The sequence below is a fragment of the Sphingobacterium sp. UBA7249 genome (genome assembly GCF_002472835.1).
GTDB classification, from domain to species: Bacteria; Bacteroidota; Bacteroidia; order Sphingobacteriales; family Sphingobacteriaceae; genus Sphingobacterium; species Sphingobacterium prati.
Genome location: NZ_DKST01000007.1, coordinates 79,935 through 96,556, shown reverse-complemented (window position 1 = coordinate 96,556; position 16,622 = coordinate 79,935). Strand labels below are relative to the sequence as shown.

Below are 16,622 nucleotides of genomic sequence, written 5' to 3'. Positions count from 1 at the left end.
AGGAAATACGTGAAAAAGATGACTTCTACCGAATCAAGTGGTAGAAGCCATACTTTTTTAGTAATTATTTATTTTGGATACAACGTACTGGGTAGCCCGCACGTTTGAAATAGTTCTGTACATCCCAGCCACCATTTTCGAATCCTCGACCCTGTAGTGCTCTGTCATTACCGCCAACTTCCATATTTAGCCAATAGATTGCTGAAGCTTGTCTGAGGACTTGAGATCCATCTACAGTACTTCGATGACCCGCAGCAGGAAAGCTTAATTTAATTTCGCTGCTCTTTTTACTGGTCATGATATGTGCTGCAGTAAAATCGGAAAGTCCTGTTGATGTACCTGTATTCGGAATCCAGGTTCCGATAGACGTGTGGCGGGTATTGTTACCCAAAGCAGTGTACTCTGCCTGACTAGGCAGTCTGTCATTCAAGCCACATGGATCCAACGCTGCTTTGACAGGAGCGGCTGCAGTACCACTGTTCCAGGAACCATCAGCAGCAGGTGTCGTATTCCAGCCTGCGATGGCACCATCGCCGCTGTATGCATTTGCTACAGGTACTTGACGGCCCCATTGATAGTAATTACCGTATAGCGCTTGTACAGAAGGAACGGCATCCGGATTATTGGTCGCCGGGTTTACATTTGTTACGCCCAGGTTGTAACGATCCCAACGGTAACCGCCGATCACAGCGTAGCGGGCATCAGCTGCCGTAGCGCTTCTTGTCTCATTGGCCGCATTGACATAACGGTCGCTGTTCAAACGGATGCGTAGTGTATAAGCTTTTCCCGGTTCTAATGTGCTCGCTGTAAATTCAAAAGGAGTGACTCTTGTATTGACATCATGTCCTATTTTAATACTTCCTGCGTCAATTGCGACAGCAAAACTGGTTGTGCCGGTGGTCGCAGCTGTATTCAGGATATACGACTTGGCCGTTGCATTAATACCTGAAACGCGGAAAGGTGTCGCGGCCTCGCCACCAATGACAGCTCCTGTGCTGAGGTCTATGGATGAATTTTTGTTTAAGCCGCCCGCATTGGATACTTCAGCATTTACAGGAGTCTCGGATAGGTATCCTCCCCTGACATAGTTGCTTGTGCCAAATGTACCTGTTGCATCTGCCGTGTGCAGCTGAATGCTTACTTTGGAAAATTTATGCTGCAAAGTAGCCGCTAAAGCTGTAGGTTGCCCGGTTGCTTCGATTTCTTTTTCCACAAGCGCATACATAAAATCGGCACCTTGCTCTTCGAACGAGTCAAAGGTCAATGTCAGTGCTTTGCTTAGGTCGCCCGCGGCATTGATGTTTGATGTTGGTGCCGCTGGTGGTGCATCCGTTGCAGAACCTAGCGAATAAATCACAAACTTGTAAGTTTGTCCTGCAGTCAGCTGTCCGGCAAACATTACGGCGTCTGGCTGGGCGCTGCTGCCGATGGCCTGGTCGATGTAAGTTCCATCAAGTTGGTAAGCGACAACCCGATATTTTACCTCGGTGGCAAATGGTACAGCGGCTTTCACATTCGTACCCGCTTTTAACGAAGGCTGTGAAGTAGCGCTTAGGTCTTCAGATAGTTCAGCAGTGATTGTAAACGGACCGGATTGAATTTCTTCAACGGCTATTATTGGACTGCTTGTCCGGTTATTCTGCGCTTTGGTAACGGAACTTGGTGCAAATTCGGCACCTAAAGCTTTAAAAGTGATACCGTCTGTCTTGTTTTCGACTGGCGTAGATTCGCTGTCCTTACTGCAGGAAGAGGCTATCAATAATAGCACCATAGCGAATGATATTGTTGTTCTTGTAAATTTAAACATTGTTCTTTTCATGTGTAAGGTTATTAAAATTATGGTGTCCACCATTCGCCATTATCTGTGCCTGCATTCGGATCTTTGATCTCACTGCCACCCGGTGTGAATCCACCGTCGTCTACGCCTGGATTTACGGCAGAGCCTGCGGCAATACCTTGTTCCATCTCTACCTGTAACCGCTCGATGGCAGGTCTGAGGTAAATGTTTTTTTCAGTTCTTTTTTTCATGTGTATTTTATTATTTGGTTTTATCTTATTAATGAAGTCCCTTATAATTACCCAGCATCCGTTGAGAGATTGAGGGCCAGTAGTATCTACCGACAAGACTCTTCTTGCTATCCTGCGGTTGCTGGCATTGAATCCCGACGATTAAAAAATTAGTGCTTCGATTTTAAATTTCTCTTCATTTTAGTCTTGGCTTGTACTGTAAAAATAATTATCCGTTGTTTTGATTATTCATTACATTGATAATGTAGAGCCTTGATACATTGTAACATATCGTATTTCCTCTGTCAAAGATAGTGGAGAACAGAAAGAATCCTTAAAATACAGCTATCACATTGATATCACACTTTTGTAATTGATTGATATATAGATTCTTATTGTTATTCTTAAAGCTTTTCTTTAAACTTTTTATTCCATTCTTTATTTACTGAGAAAGTTAATTCCTTCTCAGGTATCATGTCGTATAAGGTGTATTTTGTGTTATTAATTGATAATTTTTTTCTGTTTTTATGATTTATTTATTTTATATGGAAATTTTACTTGAAACTTGGATGTGATACATCTGTGATATCTATGTGTAATTTCGTTATGGGAAATTATCACAATATTTGCTGCCAATTAAAATATTTATTCATCTTCAAACTAATTAAAGAAATGATTCTACAAGTGCAAATAAAGAAAAGTTGGAGCGCTCTGGCGTTATCAACTCTGATTTGCGGATCTTTGTATTCCTGTAAAGAAAGTAAGGATAGTGTAGCGACCAGCGGCAAGGCTAGCGTTAACATTCAGTTGCTTGGGGTTGAAAACCCAGTGGTAACAACCAAGAAAGCGGGTAATGGAACTAGTTCTTCGACTACAGCACAGACAGTCGTTGTACCTTTTACCCGTACAAGTTCTTTTGAAGCAACGTTGACGAACGGATCGTCTGCAACAAGTGGCAACCTGTTGCGTGCATCATCCGGTAGCCGCGCTGCTGTCACAGAAGAGATAACGCCTTTGGCTGCAAACGTTAAGTATAAAATCGTTGTTTATAACAGCAATGGGGAGTATGTAACCGAGAAAACCTATACAAACTCGGATAACAATACCGAGGAGATCGCGCTAGATGCCGAACAGACTTATACGTTTGTGGCCTATTCTGTGAACAGTACAGGAACAGTTCCAGCTGTAACAGCGCAGACCACCCTAAGTAATGCCAGCCTTGATAACATTGGTGCAGACCTTATGTATTTCAAGAAAGATCTAACGGTTCATTCTGGTGATAATAATTTGCATGTTGTATTGGAACATAAATACAGTGAAGTGACGACAAACTTGACTATGGCAACTGAGATGACCGGAGCGATAACAAGTTTGGTTTCCCCAACGATAAATCCTACCCATCCTAGCGCAAATTTAAAATTGGCCGATGGTACGATAACTTACAATGGTACGACCTCAACTGCTGCTGTTCAATTCCCGCTATTAGGAGCTGGTTTGCGCAGCGTATCAAGCGTTCCTACTTTATTGATTCATCCAGGAGAAACAAACGGCTCGTTCAACTTTGGCTCGATCACGATCGATGGTGAGACGAAAACAAATGTTTCTGTTGTCGGTTTACAAATATTGCCCGGACAACGTTACAACTTAAACCTGAACTTCAAAACCTGTACGCAACCCGTTACTGGTGGAGCGGATCTTAACTGGAACTATGCTGCTTCTGGTGGCGGCGCGGTGGTAGACGGAGTGGTCGTACCAGCAGGTGGTGTCGTGGAGAAAGACCTTACTGCTCCGGGAGCAGACTATGGGTTTGTATTTGATATTCTTCAATTGGACAACTCCTTTAATATGGAGATAAATGGTGTGAAATTGGCAACTCAGGAAATCCAGTTTGAATCAGGTATTGCAATTGCGCCTAGGAATGTACAGTTTGAGGATGGAAGTATATATAATGGTGTCAATACAGAGGGCGGTGCTAATGTGCCTCAGATCTACAGTATGACAGGTACTGCAGCAAACCCAATTATCCGTGTGGTTATTAGCCGTGATGGTAAAGTGACAATGTTTGGTAGCAAAAGCTCTGGTGGAGCATTGTATCCATTGGTACTGACACAAGGTTCTTTCAATACTGTTCAATGGTCTACGACGGACAATAACGTTAAAATTACACAAGTTGTTCAGGGAGCAACCAAAATGGTGGGATCAGGAAGTGGTAGAAAGAAAGTTGCTTGTCCATAATAATCAGCGTAAAATTTCGCAATAAATTGAAAATAATAGCGTCTAAAAATTAAGATATGAAAACTAATCAGTCAAAAAAAATATATACAAGCCCAAAGATTGAGGCGACAAATGTTGAATTGGAGCAAGGTATTGCTGCAGGTTCTGCAAATACCATTAGCAATGATCCTCAACAGTCTTGGGAACAAGCGGATGATGACAACCGTACGATTAACTGGTAATTTATCCGATTACATTTGCTGCAATTTATAGGTAGCAGTTGCTCGACAGGTTTGTACACCTGTCGAGTTTTTTAGCCAAATATGATCCGAATGTACTGCCGAGTTTAGGAAGCTCGACCCGAATTCGAAGTACGGAATTGGAATTTTACGCCATAGCTTTTCTCAATTTTTCAACTAAAAATAGTGCTGATTATACCAAGTCGGCTGCGCGTTGTTCGCGCAAAAGTGGTGAATCATTTTCTTTGGACGGTGAATCTAATAGCTAGATACGAGTAAAAATACAGTTTAATTAACTTGCGGATTTCCTAATCTTCATCCTTACGTTCGGCATAATGTTAGGATCGTACTGTTGTAAATAATTGTTTTTCAGCTCATTGTAAAGATGTGATATCAATGTGAAATGCGCTTTTTCTTTATTCTTTCTTCAAATGACAATATTTGTCAGCAAGATAGGTAAGATATTCTGGTTGAGAAGTTATTGGAGCAAAAGCATGGTGGAGTTGTTTTTGTGAAGAAATTTAAAAACTGGATTTTACTGCATTGTCGTTGGGACCTAATTTGCGTGAAGGTTCTACAATAATATATTTTGGATGACTCGGTGGGGGCCAAGCTGCCCCATCGAGTTTAATTGCTAGCAATTCATATTCCTTCTGAAAAATGAATATAAATCTTCTGCTTGCTGGCAGTGATACTTAGGAGTGAAAAACAGAATTGGAAATAAAAATTTACTGAAAAACGATATGCAAAATGGAAACCGATAAATTCAATAACTTAATCACTTTGGCCAAGAACAATAACGCAGAATTTTTGACTTTATTCAACGAATTGTATCCTGAATTTGTTGAATCTTTAAAAGCGATAAATCCCAAAATCCGGAGCAGTGAACTGGAATTCTGTGCCATGACCTTTCTGAATTTTTCGACCAAAAATATTGCTGAATATACTTCTGTAACGATCCGTGCTGTGCAGGTGCGGAAAAATAGGTTGCGCAAAAAATTTAATATCGCTTCGGATATTGATTTTAACAACTGGATGCGCGAACAAACACAACGCAATGTAGTTGCCGAACCGGAACAAGGTCCATTGGAGACTATGTTTTAATGCTGATTGATATAGGTTTAGTTTTTAGATAGATAGCAAATTCACCATTGAGTCCATAACGGATTAGGATTAAAAGAATAATGATAACGATGGGACAAATATCGATTATCATTTTATTAACCTACAGTTGATCAGGGGCCACTAAAGCCCTTTAAAAAAGATCCCTGGTACTAAAAGGCACCGGGGATTCTTTTTAATAACTTATTTACCTGCGGAGGAAAAAGATATTATAATCCTTCAGGAGTAATGTACAATGTAAATGATTCTATTAGTATTGATATTTTTCTATGGACTTGATCTGGTTATTGCCTTCGGTGAAGACCAAAGTGGGCTGATGTTGATCAGCTTCTTCAGGAGACATCGTTACAAAAGATAAAATATGGACGGTATCGCCAACTTGTGCATGAAGTGCCGCACCTCCGTTCATACAAACCTCGCCGCTGCCCCTTGTTCCGGGTAGTACGTATGTCATTATCCTGCTGCCATTGACCGCATTATTAATATATACCTGCTCATATTTCTTTATTCCTGCGGCTTCCAGTAATGCGGCATCGATGGTAATAGACCCATTATAGGCGACGTTAGCTTCCGTCACGGTGACCGTATGTATCTTAGCTTTTAATAGTGTTACTTCCATGTTAAATTGCTTTTGCTGATTGGTTTAAATGTGTGTGTGCGATTTTCTTGAACAGGAATTTTTGATTATCCTGTAGTAAGGTGAAATATGTGCCGTCCATCTGCGTTAAGACCTCAAAAGGGGCGTTGATAATAAAGCGTTGCTGGGGACATGATGTCCAAACTTGGTTTATGTTTTCTCCAGTATAGCTATAGCTGGACATGATGTACTGAGCATCTTGTACGGTACAGGCTGCAAGATGAAACCACATGCCTTCGCCTATCCCACCCAGCCATTGTGCGTCTATTGGAACATTGGGCGGTCTTAAAGGCATCTCCAAGTGGCCTTTGGTCAGGTCACATCCTAATGTTGAAGCCGATCTGCTGTTTAAATTCTCTTTAAGTAAACGCCATTGGAACGTTAAAGATTGTGTGCGGTCCATGTTCCAACTTGTTAACTGTCCGTCTTCATAACAGTATATCTGTTTATTTTGATGGGTATTGACGATATTACTTGTTGGACTGGGAATGATGGTCTCAGGAATGCATATCTTTCTTATACGTCTATCTGTTGACTGCATGCCGGCTTTGAGCATCTGGGCGACAAAGCGGGAACAGCTGTTGTTTCCGGCAGCTAGTGCGCCGTAGGGGATCGGTCCCATGCTACAGAGCTCTTTTGCATACGCCGTGGCTAGCTCATGATCCACATCGGGTACGATGGAAAATAATAAGCGTCCACCGCCATGTGTAACATGTTCAATAGTTGTCAAATCCCGTAATATTTCCTTGATATTGGTGATGGTGGAATACGAAGGGTCAAAGATAGCCGATGTCTGGATGGTTAGCCTGGGATCAAAATCTTTTGAACGGGCACGGCCAAAACCACGTGGACAGACATAACGGCCAAAATCATAGTAGGAGACCTCTCCTGTACGCTGTGACACCAGTAAGATGGCTGCATGACCTACTTTGAAGTTCAGGTTCTTTACCAGTCCGCAACGTTTTAAAAAACTCATCCATTTTTCGTCTCCATAGGCAGTGACATCCGGCCAGGCCAATGGAATAGCGAAATCATGAAAATCCTTAGTCATACACGCTGTTTTTAGTAGTCAATGAATGGTATAAACTATGCAGATAACGATCGCCATAATCAGCAAATAATAGCACAATATGATCGCGCATGTCAACGGTGTTGTTCCTACAATAATCTTCCAATCCTGCCAGGATTGCTGCACTGGAAAAACCGGTTAGCATTCCTGTATGCTGATAATAGGCTAAAGCTGTTTGCACCGTAGGGCTACGTTCGACTTGAAGAATCTGGTCTACAGCCATGGTATCAAAAATACCGGGTACAAATTTGCGCCCTATTCCTTCGATTTTCTCCATTACGGTGTCTGATGTGGGTACTTTGCCTGTTGCTTTATATGGAGCGAGAATGGAACCCTTTGGTTCAATCCCCAATACTTTAATGCCATTATCTTTTTCTTTTAAATATTTCCCAATTCCTGATACCGTACCGGTAGTGCCGAGCCCCGCAAAAAAGTGTGTTATCTTTCCGGATGTCTGCTGCCATATTTCTGGCCCTGTTGTTTCATAGTGCGCACGGCTGTTTTCAGGATTGTTATACTGATCGGTATAGTAGCTGTTACGGTTCATTTGCGCGAATGACCATGCCCGATATTGTGTGGAATTTTTATCCAGCAGACCATTGGAATTGTCGCAGTGTACAATCTTTGCGCCCAAGTTTTCCAAACTCCTGAGCTTTTCTTTGGAACAATTTTGTGTGACGAATATACAAGACCTGTACCCTAATTGTTTCGCCAGATAGGCAATTCCAATCCCGGTATTGCCACTGCTTGCTTCGACGAGGATACCATCGGGTTTTATTAGCTTTTTGGCAATTGCATCTTTTACCATATACCAGGCCGCTCGATCTTTTGCTGTTTGATTTGGATTAAAATATTCCTTTTTAATAGAGATTTGACACTGGTATTTGCTTGAAAGATAGTCGCATCGATGTAGTGGTGTATTCCCGAAAATAGATGTATTCAATCGTATAAAGTAAGTTTACAAATTAATTCACTACCTATTAAACGGTTTTTATATCCGGATTAGTATGAAATGCGCGTGGCGAACGGGCATGTCACATCCAATTTACATAAGCGCCCTAGGTTGTCATATGCTGTTTAATTAGATTCCAATCCGTCTCAAAATATCATCAAATTGTCTCAGTGTTAATTTAAAGTGATAGAATATTTTAATTTTACCCGGATCAATCACACCAATTATATGCAGTATCGGGAAAATAACTATTTCAATTTTTTTTGGCGCCATAGGCAATTGACAGCGTCTCTTCAGGTACTCTTTTAGTACGCCTTTATATACAATCAATATCCCTTAATAAACATTTAGCTCATGAATTTTAAAATCAACAGTTTTAAAGTGGCTACTAAATTATTGCTATTCAGTAGCAGTCTCGCTGCTGGAGCCACTTTGGCTATGCCGACTACGCTTTATGCGCAGGAAGCACAGCCCAGCCTAAAAGGTACGGTCAAGGACGAGCAGGGCAGCCCCGTCGTTGGCGCCACGGTATCCGTCAAAGGTAGCCCTACCAGCACATCTACGGATGCCAACGGCAGTTTTAGTCTACCAAATGTTAAGAAAAACGATGTTCTTGTCGTTCGTATGATCGGGTTCGTCAGCAAAGAAGTTGTCTACAGTGGGGGGACCACAATGTCAATACAGGTTATATCAGATACGCAAAACCTGGAAGAGGCTGTTGTGGTCGGTTATGGCTCGCTAGAGAAGCGGGAAGTAACCAGTGTTGTGACCAGTATCAAGCAAAAGGACATGGTATCCGGAGCGGTCTCACCGCTGCTTGCCATTCAGGGTAAAGTTCCAGGTCTTAGCGTCGTCTCTACAAATGGTACGGATCCCAATGCTGGTGTATCCTTGCAATTGCGCGGTGTCAATTCGGTCAATGCTTCACAGGGCCCTTTGGTCGTTATTGATGGTGTGCCTGGCGGCGATATTAATTCGGTCGCTAAAGAGGATATTGAATCGATCAACGTACTACGCGACGCTTCGGCAGCAGCAATCTATGGTACAAGGGCTTCGGGTGGGGTCATCCTGATCACGACAAAACGTCCTCAGGTAGGTAAGGCCCAAGTCAATTTTACGTCTGAATATTTTATCGAAAGCATCCGAAAACGGCCGGAAGTACTCTCTGCGGAGAAATTTGTGGAATATGGCCTGGGCAAAGATCTGGGGCACCGGACAGATTGGTATGACGAAGTGACCAACAACAATCCATTTAGCCATCGGCAGGTGGTTAATATTAGTGGTGGTTCGGAGAATGCTAATGTCTATACGACATTTACCAAAAGAAATGCCAACGGTATGGCCATCACGTCCAAAAGGGATGAGATCGGTGGACGTATCAACAGTGCCTTCAAATTTTTTGATGGTTTTGCCGAATTAAATACCAATGTAAGCTACAATGAGGTGAAAGCCTTTGGTGCCAACGGCGATATCTTTAACAACAACGATATCTTCAATATGGCATTGGTGATGAATCCGACCGAAACGCCTTATGACGCGAATGATGTCAGTGGATATAATGTGATTGAAGATGGTTATGATATTTGGAACCCTGTTGCGGAGGCACGATTGCGATCGGATCAGAAGCAGTTTAAATATCTATTGGCCAACACGACATTAAAGCTGAATCTGACCGATCACCTGACCACGAGTGCGACGATTGGCATAAAAAATAATACGGAGCACGGCAACTATTACCGATCTGCTCAGCATCGCCTCTCTAGAAAGAATAGCGTGGACGGATTTGCCAAACAATATTACAGCAGATTCAATGACCGTGTGTTTGAATGGACGGCCAACTATACCAACCGTTGGGACAGGCATTCCCTCAATGCTGTTGTGGGGTATAGTTATCAGGACTTTAATGGACAGGGATTTTCAGCGGAAAACTCCAATTTCCCTGTCGACGGGATTAATGAACATGATATGAACAGCGGAACTTATCTTTCTGATGGACGTGCTGGATTGGGGTCATGGAAAAATCCTTGGGTCAAACTTGCCGCCTTCTTTGGCCGTGTTAACTATTCCTATCTCGATCGTTATATCCTGACAGCCACGGCACGTTACGAAGGTTCGAGTAAATTTGCCCCTAAAAATAGATGGGGCTTTTTCCCTGGTCTATCTGCGGGATGGCGTGTCTCGCAGGAACCTTTCCTAAAGGATATCCAGTTTATCAATGACCTTAAACTACGTGCGGGCTATGGTGAGACGGGCAATGAAGGTTTTGATGCCAAGGTGGCTACACGGATGTACAGTGCCGACACCTGGTTTCTGCAGGATGGCAAATGGTTCAAAACCTATGGCGTCATGCACAACCAAAATCCGGATATCAAATGGGAAGTCAAAAAGGAATACAACCTCGGACTGGACTTTGCTGTGCTGAATAACCGATTGAGCGGCCGTTTTGATGTCTACAAACGAAAAATAGATGACCTTATTTATGATATCAGTGTATCGCAGCCGCCTGCCATCCACGACAAAACAACAATGAACGTGGGCAGCATGCAGAATACTGGGTATGAGTTTGAGCTTAATTTCAGGGCGGTCGAAAATGACAATTTTAGCTATACGACCAGCATTGTAGGGTCACATAATAAAAGTAGGCTCAATACCCTGTGGGGAAGTCAGACATTTACCGACCTTAAGAATTTTCCGGCGCCGGGTTCCCCGGGCTCGGCTGTTAGATTATACCCCGGTCAGGATATCGGGCAATTCTTCATCTGGAAATTTGCAGGGTTCACGGATGATGGCTATTGGAAACTCTACGACAAAGATGGGAATGCTTTTGATGTAAGAGATCGTAGTAAAACCCTTGAAGATAAGTCCTTTGTGGGTAATGCGATACCCACGCTTCAACTCTCCTGGAATAACCAGTTTACTTATAAAAACTGGGATGCCAGCATCTATATGCGTAGCTGGATCGGGCATGATGTCTTTAATATGATCAATATGTATTACAGTCTTCCCAATGTGACAGGCCAAAATGTGCTAGAAGAAGCTTATGATAAGCATAAAAATATCAAAGGTGAAAAAGAACTGAGCGACTACTGGCTTGAAAAAGGTACGTTCCTCAAAGTCGATGCGCTCAATATAGGCTACCGGTTCAATCAACATTGGATCAAACCACTTAAATCGATGCGGGTTTATGCGACGGCACGCGATCTTTTTGTTTTTACCAACTACAGTGGCCTGGATCCGGAAGTGAATATCAACGGACTGGAACCCGGCTTTGAGGAACGCAATGTCTACCCTAAGACAAGGACTTTTATGATGGGACTTCAAGTAAACTTTTAACTGTTAATAACATGAAAAAATATAGCACTATAGCAACAATATGCCTGGCATTGCTGGTGTCAGGCTGCACTAAATTAGACCAGGAATTCTATAGTTCGGTCACACCGGATACTTTTTTTAAAAGTGAAAAAGACATTAAAGCTGCGCTGTTTAGGCCATTCACACATGCCAAGTGGTATTTAGGTGAAGACCGTTGGCGCCTACAGGAATATACCGCAGATAATTTTGCCGTGACGACCAAAGGCCGCCATTGGTACAACGGCGGAGAAAATGAGCGTTTTCACTATCACCGCTGGACGCCAGACGACAATTGGATCTGGGAAAGCTGGCGGGGGACGCTAATGGGTATAGCATTGACCCTCGATGCAAAAAGCGACCTGGACAAACTGGACTATACCAAATTCGCCTTGACGGCTGAACGGAAGGCTGCGGATCTTGCCCAGTTAGATGCATTAGTCGCATTCTTTTATTTACGTGGACTGGACTATTTTGGGGGAATGCCCATCTTTGAATCCTTGGAACAAGAGTCGTTACCCCGCAATAGTGACCAAGAGCTCTTTGATCATACCGAAAAGCTGCTCAAAGCTGCGATCGAAAACCTGCCGGCAAAAAAAGCGGACGACAAAGAGGAAGGAGCAATACGGAAAGCTGCAGCGGCGGCAATGCTCGCTCAGCTTTACTTTAATGCGGAATCGTATATCGGGAAACCGATGTACGCGGAAAGCCGTAAAATTGCACAAGATATCATCGATAAGGTCTATGGTGACTATGCACTCGACAGCAAATGGAATGGCGTGCACGGATTTAAAAATAATTTATCACCCGAAATTATCTGGTCCATGCCCTCTGAATTTAAAAAGTTGGAGTATAACTGGTTTTATGCGGACTTCTACCATTATAATACCCGTCAATTTTTTGATCAGGATATGGATGGAAATAATGGTGCACACTTGACGCCATCGCGCAAGCCCAATGGTGCGCTCTACACGGCTGACTTCAAATTAGGCGCTCCTTTTGAAACGTTTGACAAGGGTGATCTACGCAAAGCACCTTATGTTTATCATGGTACAGACCAATACGATGGCATGTTTATCGTTGGCCCGCATAAGACGCCTGAGGGCGAGACCATTGTCGGCGGCGAAGAATATAATGGTTTACCACTGAATTTTGTAGATCAGGTAGCCCGTTTTTCAGATGTTGGTCCGAAGAAAAAATACAGTTCAATCGATCAGCTCCCTTCCAAGATGTCCGAGGGGGAAGAAAATACGGGCATACGGCTGGTGAAGGTGCCAATCCCGAATCTTGCCAATAATGAATTGCGATGGGGCGCAGATCTTCCGGCTATTCGCCTTGCAGAAATTTACTATATCCTAGCAGAATGTAATTATAGGCTAGGGGACAAGCAGCGAGCTGCTGAGCTGTTTAACGCAGTGCGTAAACGTAATTTTGCCAATAACGTAGACCCAAATCCAGTGACTGCAGCATCCATCGACAAATATCGTATCTTGGACGAGTGGAGCATTGAATTTATCGGTGAAGGGCGTCGCCGTACAGACCTGATCCGGTGGAAAGCGTTTATAACGGAAGAATGGTGGGACCATAAGCCCAGCAACGCTACGCATCTAAATCGTTTTCCAGTACCCAATAAAGCCATTGCGGGTAATAGCAACCTGACACAAAATCCAGGTTATTAACAGACAATATAGGTCACTTTCTTCAGAAGGTGACCTATATTTTACACTCTCATGCTTCCTCCTTAAAAATCCCATGTGGTGCCCCCTTTTCGCTGAGCCAAAACATCCCACTACGTCCATTGCATAACAACTTTATTTTCATTAGAATAGCTTGCCAAGATCGCGCTCAACGAATAGCATAGCACGAATTAACCCCGAAGAACTAATTTAAGTTTAATGAAAAACTGGCATCATTTATGTTATTGATACAGTTCAATTCTTACAATACCAGGAGCTATTTCCAACTATTTTTTTCTTAAAGAATCAATGAAAGTACGTGAAAGTTTTTTGTTGTCCGTTCTCCAGCAGTCGCCGCATGCGACGGCAATTTATGACAGTGCTGATCTAAATATTGCCTTCGCAAATCAGGCCATGTTGGAGATGTGGTGTGCAGACAGTTCAATCCTGGGGCGTACTTTTTGTGCCTGTTTCCCGGGTTTCAAAGCGGAGGGCTTTTCTTCCATTTTAAAAAATGTATGGAAAACCGGGATTACCTATCGTGCAACAGATACGCCGGCGAACATTATAGACCAAGAAACCAAAACATTACGGTATTTTAATTTTGAATATAAAGCATTGGTTGATGAAACGGGAAATACCTACGCTATCCTTCATACAGCGAGTGATGTGACAGAGCACTATCTCGCGCGCACACGTTTAAAACAACAGGAGGAGCAACTTTCCTTTAACAATGAGCTGGACTTGCTGGCAAATACGCTTGCCCACGATATAAAAAATCCGCTTGCGGTCTTAAAAATGGGTAGTGATTTTTTGAGTAGAAATATTGATCTACAAGTCAATATAAGCCAAAGGTGGTTTGAGACGATCCGCGCAGCTATAGTGAATATAGAATCTATTATCAATCAGACATTGCAACTCGGCCGGATACGTAGTGCCAGTACGCTGACCGAATGCATCGCCATGGATAAGAAGATCGCAAATTGTATTGATGAGGTCAAACTAATTTATCCGGATCAGGCTGTCGCATTTGAGCTAGGCGATTTGCATGCATTGTATGCAGAACGGGGGGCCGTTTATCAGATTTTTATGAATCTGATCGGAAATGCTGTTAAATATGCAAAAAGAACCGAAAAGGCAATTCTAAAAATTTATAGTGAAAAAATTGATAAGGGGACAGTCTATTTTATCGAAGATAACGGGATCGGTATTCCAGAAGATGAACTCCGCCAGGTTTTTCTGGCAAATGAACGCGGTAGCAATACGGAGTCCGCTTCGGGCTCCGGAATAGGGCTGACTTTGGTCAAACGGCTGATGGAACGCATGGGTGGGACGATCAACTTGTCCAGTGAACTGGGCAAAGGTACAATCGTGCGTTTATTTTTTCCGGCTACCTGTGCTGGAAGCTAAGGTGTCATCCCTGTTTAAATCAGAATTATTTTTTCCCAGTTTGTCCGGCTTTGGGCCCTCATCGCAGTAGCCGGTACACTGCGGAGCTTTCTACTGAGCCCAATATTACAGTGGCTCGTTAAACGCAGATAAGGAAAAGGGCTTCTGTTTGTGCAGAGGCCCTTTCCTGTTTAGAATATAGAGGCAATTATTACCCCTTTTGTAATCGGGTTTTCTCTAGTTATTTTTTCACAGCCTATTTATACCCCGGATTTTGTTTCAACGGTTCGCCCTCTTTGTTGTTCAGCTGGATTTCCGTTAATGGGATAGGCAACAGGACGTTGTGGTCCTGGAAGCCTGTGATAATCTTATTGGCGGGGCCGGCATCTCCGTTTAGTGAGATACGCTCTTTCAGCTTATTCATGCGCACCAGGGTCATTCGACGGTTTTCTTCCGACAGCAGTTCCCGGGCACGTTCATCCAGAATAAAGTCAATGGATAAATCGCTTGTGCTTACCCGGCCTAATGTGCTGTTTCCGGATTCGGCACGGGCAGATTTGAACGAACGGTCCCGCAGTTTGTTGATATCATCGGCCGCAGCAGCTACATTTCCTTTACGCAATCGTGCTTCGGCGCGTAGTAGGTAGGTTTCGCCCAACCGCATTACTGGCCAGTCCTTGACGAGTGCATAACCAAAGTCATCCAGGGGATCGTATCCACCCCACTTCGTTGGAAATGGATACCAGACTTCGAGGCTATCGTTACGGAAAGGGATAACCTTATCTCCGGTTTTTATTGTAATATTCTTTACACCGGCACCTTCCGCTACGCGGTACCCGTCAGCGTCAACACCGATGGTCTTGCTAAAGCCGGGTCTATTGTAGTTTGTGGTTCGTCGTATATTAAAATTGCTGTTCCGGATATCTCCGTTGAGGCCTTTCCAGACTGTATACTTCATAAAATTGCTCAGCCGTAACCGGCCATTGCCACGTCCACCCAGGGAGTCTGCATTCACCATCCCATCCCATTTATGATAGGCGGGCTGCCATACCCGGCGATGCTGTGGATTGTCGATCGTACCGCCATTGATAGATCGGTTAAACTCGACCTCAAAGGTCCAGATCGCTTCGGTATTCCCCTGGTTTCGGCGCATATTGCCTTGCCGGAACATGTCCCGATAGTAGTCGCCGCCTTCGGTGAGATACTTGCCATAGCGGGCATCCACCAATTTATAATTGCTTCCGTCGATAATGGCGGTGGCCATGGCTTCAGCCTGGGTCAGGTACTCCGCATCACGCATGCCCATGCGTAAATAGGCTTCGGCCGCAAGCTGTCTGGCCATATCTTTGTTGATGCGGCTTGGGGCAGCTGCTTTGCCCAGATCGGGCAGCTCTTTAACGGCATACGCTAAATCCGCAGCAATTAATTTGTCGACCTCGGCCACAGCGGTACGCGTATAGTTAAAGGTCGGTACTTTGATCGAGCTGGTCAGCAAAGGAACATCGCCCCAGAGGGTAACCAGCATATTATAGGCGTATGCACGGAAAAAACGCGCCTCGGCACTGGCCTGTGGATTGCTGTCACCTACACCATCAATGATCAGGTTGGCATTATTGATAAAGGCATAACAACGTTCCCATAAATAATTGACGCCACCATTTTCTGAATTTAAATCCGCATATTGGTAGAAGGGATTTTCCACACCCTCCGTAGAGCCCGCACTGGTAATGTCTGTGCCGATCTGCCAGCAGGAAAGGAATCCCTGACGGCTGCTCATGCCCCATAATTGCCCAAAGTTATAGTGTAAGCCCAATAGCCTATTTTCTACTGTCGTAGGGTCCACCGTATTGGCGTCATAATTGGAATAGGGTTTTTCGGTCAAATAGTCCTTACCACAGGAACTGGCTCCTAGCGTAGCCATTGCCAGTAGCGAATAGATCACGGTATATTTTTTCATCATCTTTTTCTT

12 protein-coding genes are annotated in these 16,622 nt (G+C 43.6%); 6 read left to right on the top strand and 6 right to left on the bottom strand.

Going from position 1 to position 16,622, the window contains the following annotated elements:
* Nucleotides 1-64: 64 nt before the first annotated feature.
* Together B4A24_RS04390 and B4A24_RS04385 are read right to left on the bottom strand one after the other, a co-directional pair.
* Complete coding sequence (locus tag B4A24_RS04390; protein WP_293942992.1) at nucleotides 65-1,819, bottom strand: hypothetical protein; 1,755 nt, start codon at nucleotides 1,817-1,819, stop codon at nucleotides 65-67.
* Nucleotides 1,820-1,836: 17 nt separating this feature from the next.
* Nucleotides 1,837-2,028, bottom strand: a complete 192-nt coding sequence (locus B4A24_RS04385) for a hypothetical protein (protein ID WP_293942990.1) — start codon at nucleotides 2,026-2,028, stop codon at nucleotides 1,837-1,839.
* Nucleotides 2,029-2,679: 651 nt separating this feature from the next.
* Between B4A24_RS04385 and B4A24_RS04380 the strand changes: the two genes are divergently transcribed.
* From B4A24_RS04380 to B4A24_RS04370, 3 genes are all read left to right on the top strand, one after another.
* Entirely contained in the window at nucleotides 2,680-4,242 is a 1,563-nt protein-coding gene (locus B4A24_RS04380) for a hypothetical protein (RefSeq protein ID WP_293942988.1), read from the top strand.
* A gap of 56 nt (nucleotides 4,243-4,298) precedes the next feature.
* Nucleotides 4,299-4,463 (top strand): hypothetical protein, encoded by a 165-nt coding sequence (locus tag B4A24_RS04375; RefSeq protein WP_172393872.1) that lies wholly within the window; start codon nucleotides 4,299-4,301, stop codon nucleotides 4,461-4,463.
* Nucleotides 4,464-5,210: 747 nt separating this feature from the next.
* Nucleotides 5,211-5,564: a helix-turn-helix transcriptional regulator gene (locus B4A24_RS04370; RefSeq protein ID WP_293942986.1), complete on the top strand. Its 354-nt coding sequence runs from the start codon at nucleotides 5,211-5,213 to the stop codon at nucleotides 5,562-5,564.
* A gap of 268 nt (nucleotides 5,565-5,832) precedes the next feature.
* Here B4A24_RS04370 and panD read toward each other — a convergent pair whose 3' ends face one another.
* The 3 genes from panD to B4A24_RS04355 are packed head-to-tail and all read right to left on the bottom strand — an operon-like array spanning nucleotide 5,833 to nucleotide 8,231.
* Nucleotides 5,833-6,201 (bottom strand): aspartate 1-decarboxylase, encoded by a 369-nt coding sequence (gene panD, locus B4A24_RS04365; protein ID WP_293942984.1) that lies wholly within the window; start codon nucleotides 6,199-6,201, stop codon nucleotides 5,833-5,835.
* A gap of 1 nt (nucleotide 6,202) precedes the next feature.
* On the bottom strand, nucleotides 6,203-7,270 hold the full coding sequence (locus tag B4A24_RS04360; protein ID WP_293942982.1) for a DUF6695 family protein: 1,068 nt from the start codon (nucleotides 7,268-7,270) through the stop codon (nucleotides 6,203-6,205).
* Nucleotides 7,263-8,231, bottom strand: coding sequence for a PLP-dependent cysteine synthase family protein (locus B4A24_RS04355; protein ID WP_293942980.1), 969 nt, complete (start codon nucleotides 8,229-8,231; stop codon nucleotides 7,263-7,265). Before B4A24_RS04355 ends, B4A24_RS04360 begins: the two co-directional genes overlap by 8 nt.
* 363 nt (nucleotides 8,232-8,594) lie before the next feature.
* On the opposite strand from B4A24_RS04355, the gene B4A24_RS04350 reads away from it, so the two are divergent.
* The 3 genes from B4A24_RS04350 (at nucleotide 8,595) to B4A24_RS04340 (ending at nucleotide 14,674) form a co-directional block, all read left to right on the top strand.
* Nucleotides 8,595-11,573 (top strand): SusC/RagA family TonB-linked outer membrane protein, encoded by a 2,979-nt coding sequence (locus tag B4A24_RS04350; RefSeq protein WP_172393867.1) that lies wholly within the window; start codon nucleotides 8,595-8,597, stop codon nucleotides 11,571-11,573.
* A gap of 11 nt (nucleotides 11,574-11,584) precedes the next feature.
* Nucleotides 11,585-13,267 (top strand): RagB/SusD family nutrient uptake outer membrane protein, encoded by a 1,683-nt coding sequence (locus B4A24_RS04345; RefSeq protein ID WP_172393866.1) that lies wholly within the window; start codon nucleotides 11,585-11,587, stop codon nucleotides 13,265-13,267.
* Between the two features lie 306 nt (nucleotides 13,268-13,573).
* On the top strand, nucleotides 13,574-14,674 hold the full coding sequence (locus B4A24_RS04340; protein WP_293942976.1) for a PAS domain-containing sensor histidine kinase: 1,101 nt from the start codon (nucleotides 13,574-13,576) through the stop codon (nucleotides 14,672-14,674).
* A 235-nt stretch (nucleotides 14,675-14,909) separates the two neighbouring features.
* On the opposite strand, the gene B4A24_RS04335 is transcribed toward B4A24_RS04340, so the two are convergent.
* A complete protein-coding gene (locus tag B4A24_RS04335; RefSeq protein ID WP_293942974.1) occupies nucleotides 14,910-16,613 on the bottom strand; it encodes a RagB/SusD family nutrient uptake outer membrane protein in 1,704 nt (567 codons plus the stop codon).
* Between the last annotated feature and the right edge of the window lie 9 nt (nucleotides 16,614-16,622).

What these genes read in the sequence shown, in the direction of transcription:
- B4A24_RS04385 (WP_293942990.1), bottom strand. Translation starts at nt 2,028, where the DNA reads ATGAAAAAAAGAACTGAAAAAAACATTTACCTCAGACCTGCCATCGAG.
- B4A24_RS04350 (WP_172393867.1), top strand. Translation starts at nt 8,595, where the DNA reads ATGAATTTTAAAATCAACAGTTTTAAAGTGGCTACTAAATTATTGCTA.
- B4A24_RS04360 (WP_293942982.1), bottom strand. Translation starts at nt 7,270, where the DNA reads ATGACTAAGGATTTTCATGATTTCGCTATTCCATTGGCCTGGCCGGAT.
- B4A24_RS04340 (WP_293942976.1), top strand. Translation starts at nt 13,574, where the DNA reads ATGAAAGTACGTGAAAGTTTTTTGTTGTCCGTTCTCCAGCAGTCGCCG.
- B4A24_RS04335 (WP_293942974.1), bottom strand. Translation starts at nt 16,613, where the DNA reads ATGATGAAAAAATATACCGTGATCTATTCGCTACTGGCAATGGCTACG.
- B4A24_RS04375 (WP_172393872.1), top strand. Translation starts at nt 4,299, where the DNA reads ATGAAAACTAATCAGTCAAAAAAAATATATACAAGCCCAAAGATTGAG.
- B4A24_RS04390 (WP_293942992.1), bottom strand. Translation starts at nt 1,819, where the DNA reads ATGAAAAGAACAATGTTTAAATTTACAAGAACAACAATATCATTCGCT.
- B4A24_RS04370 (WP_293942986.1), top strand. Translation starts at nt 5,211, where the DNA reads ATGGAAACCGATAAATTCAATAACTTAATCACTTTGGCCAAGAACAAT.
- B4A24_RS04345 (WP_172393866.1), top strand. Translation starts at nt 11,585, where the DNA reads ATGAAAAAATATAGCACTATAGCAACAATATGCCTGGCATTGCTGGTG.
- B4A24_RS04380 (WP_293942988.1), top strand. Translation starts at nt 2,680, where the DNA reads ATGATTCTACAAGTGCAAATAAAGAAAAGTTGGAGCGCTCTGGCGTTA.
- panD (WP_293942984.1), bottom strand. Translation starts at nt 6,201, where the DNA reads ATGGAAGTAACACTATTAAAAGCTAAGATACATACGGTCACCGTGACG.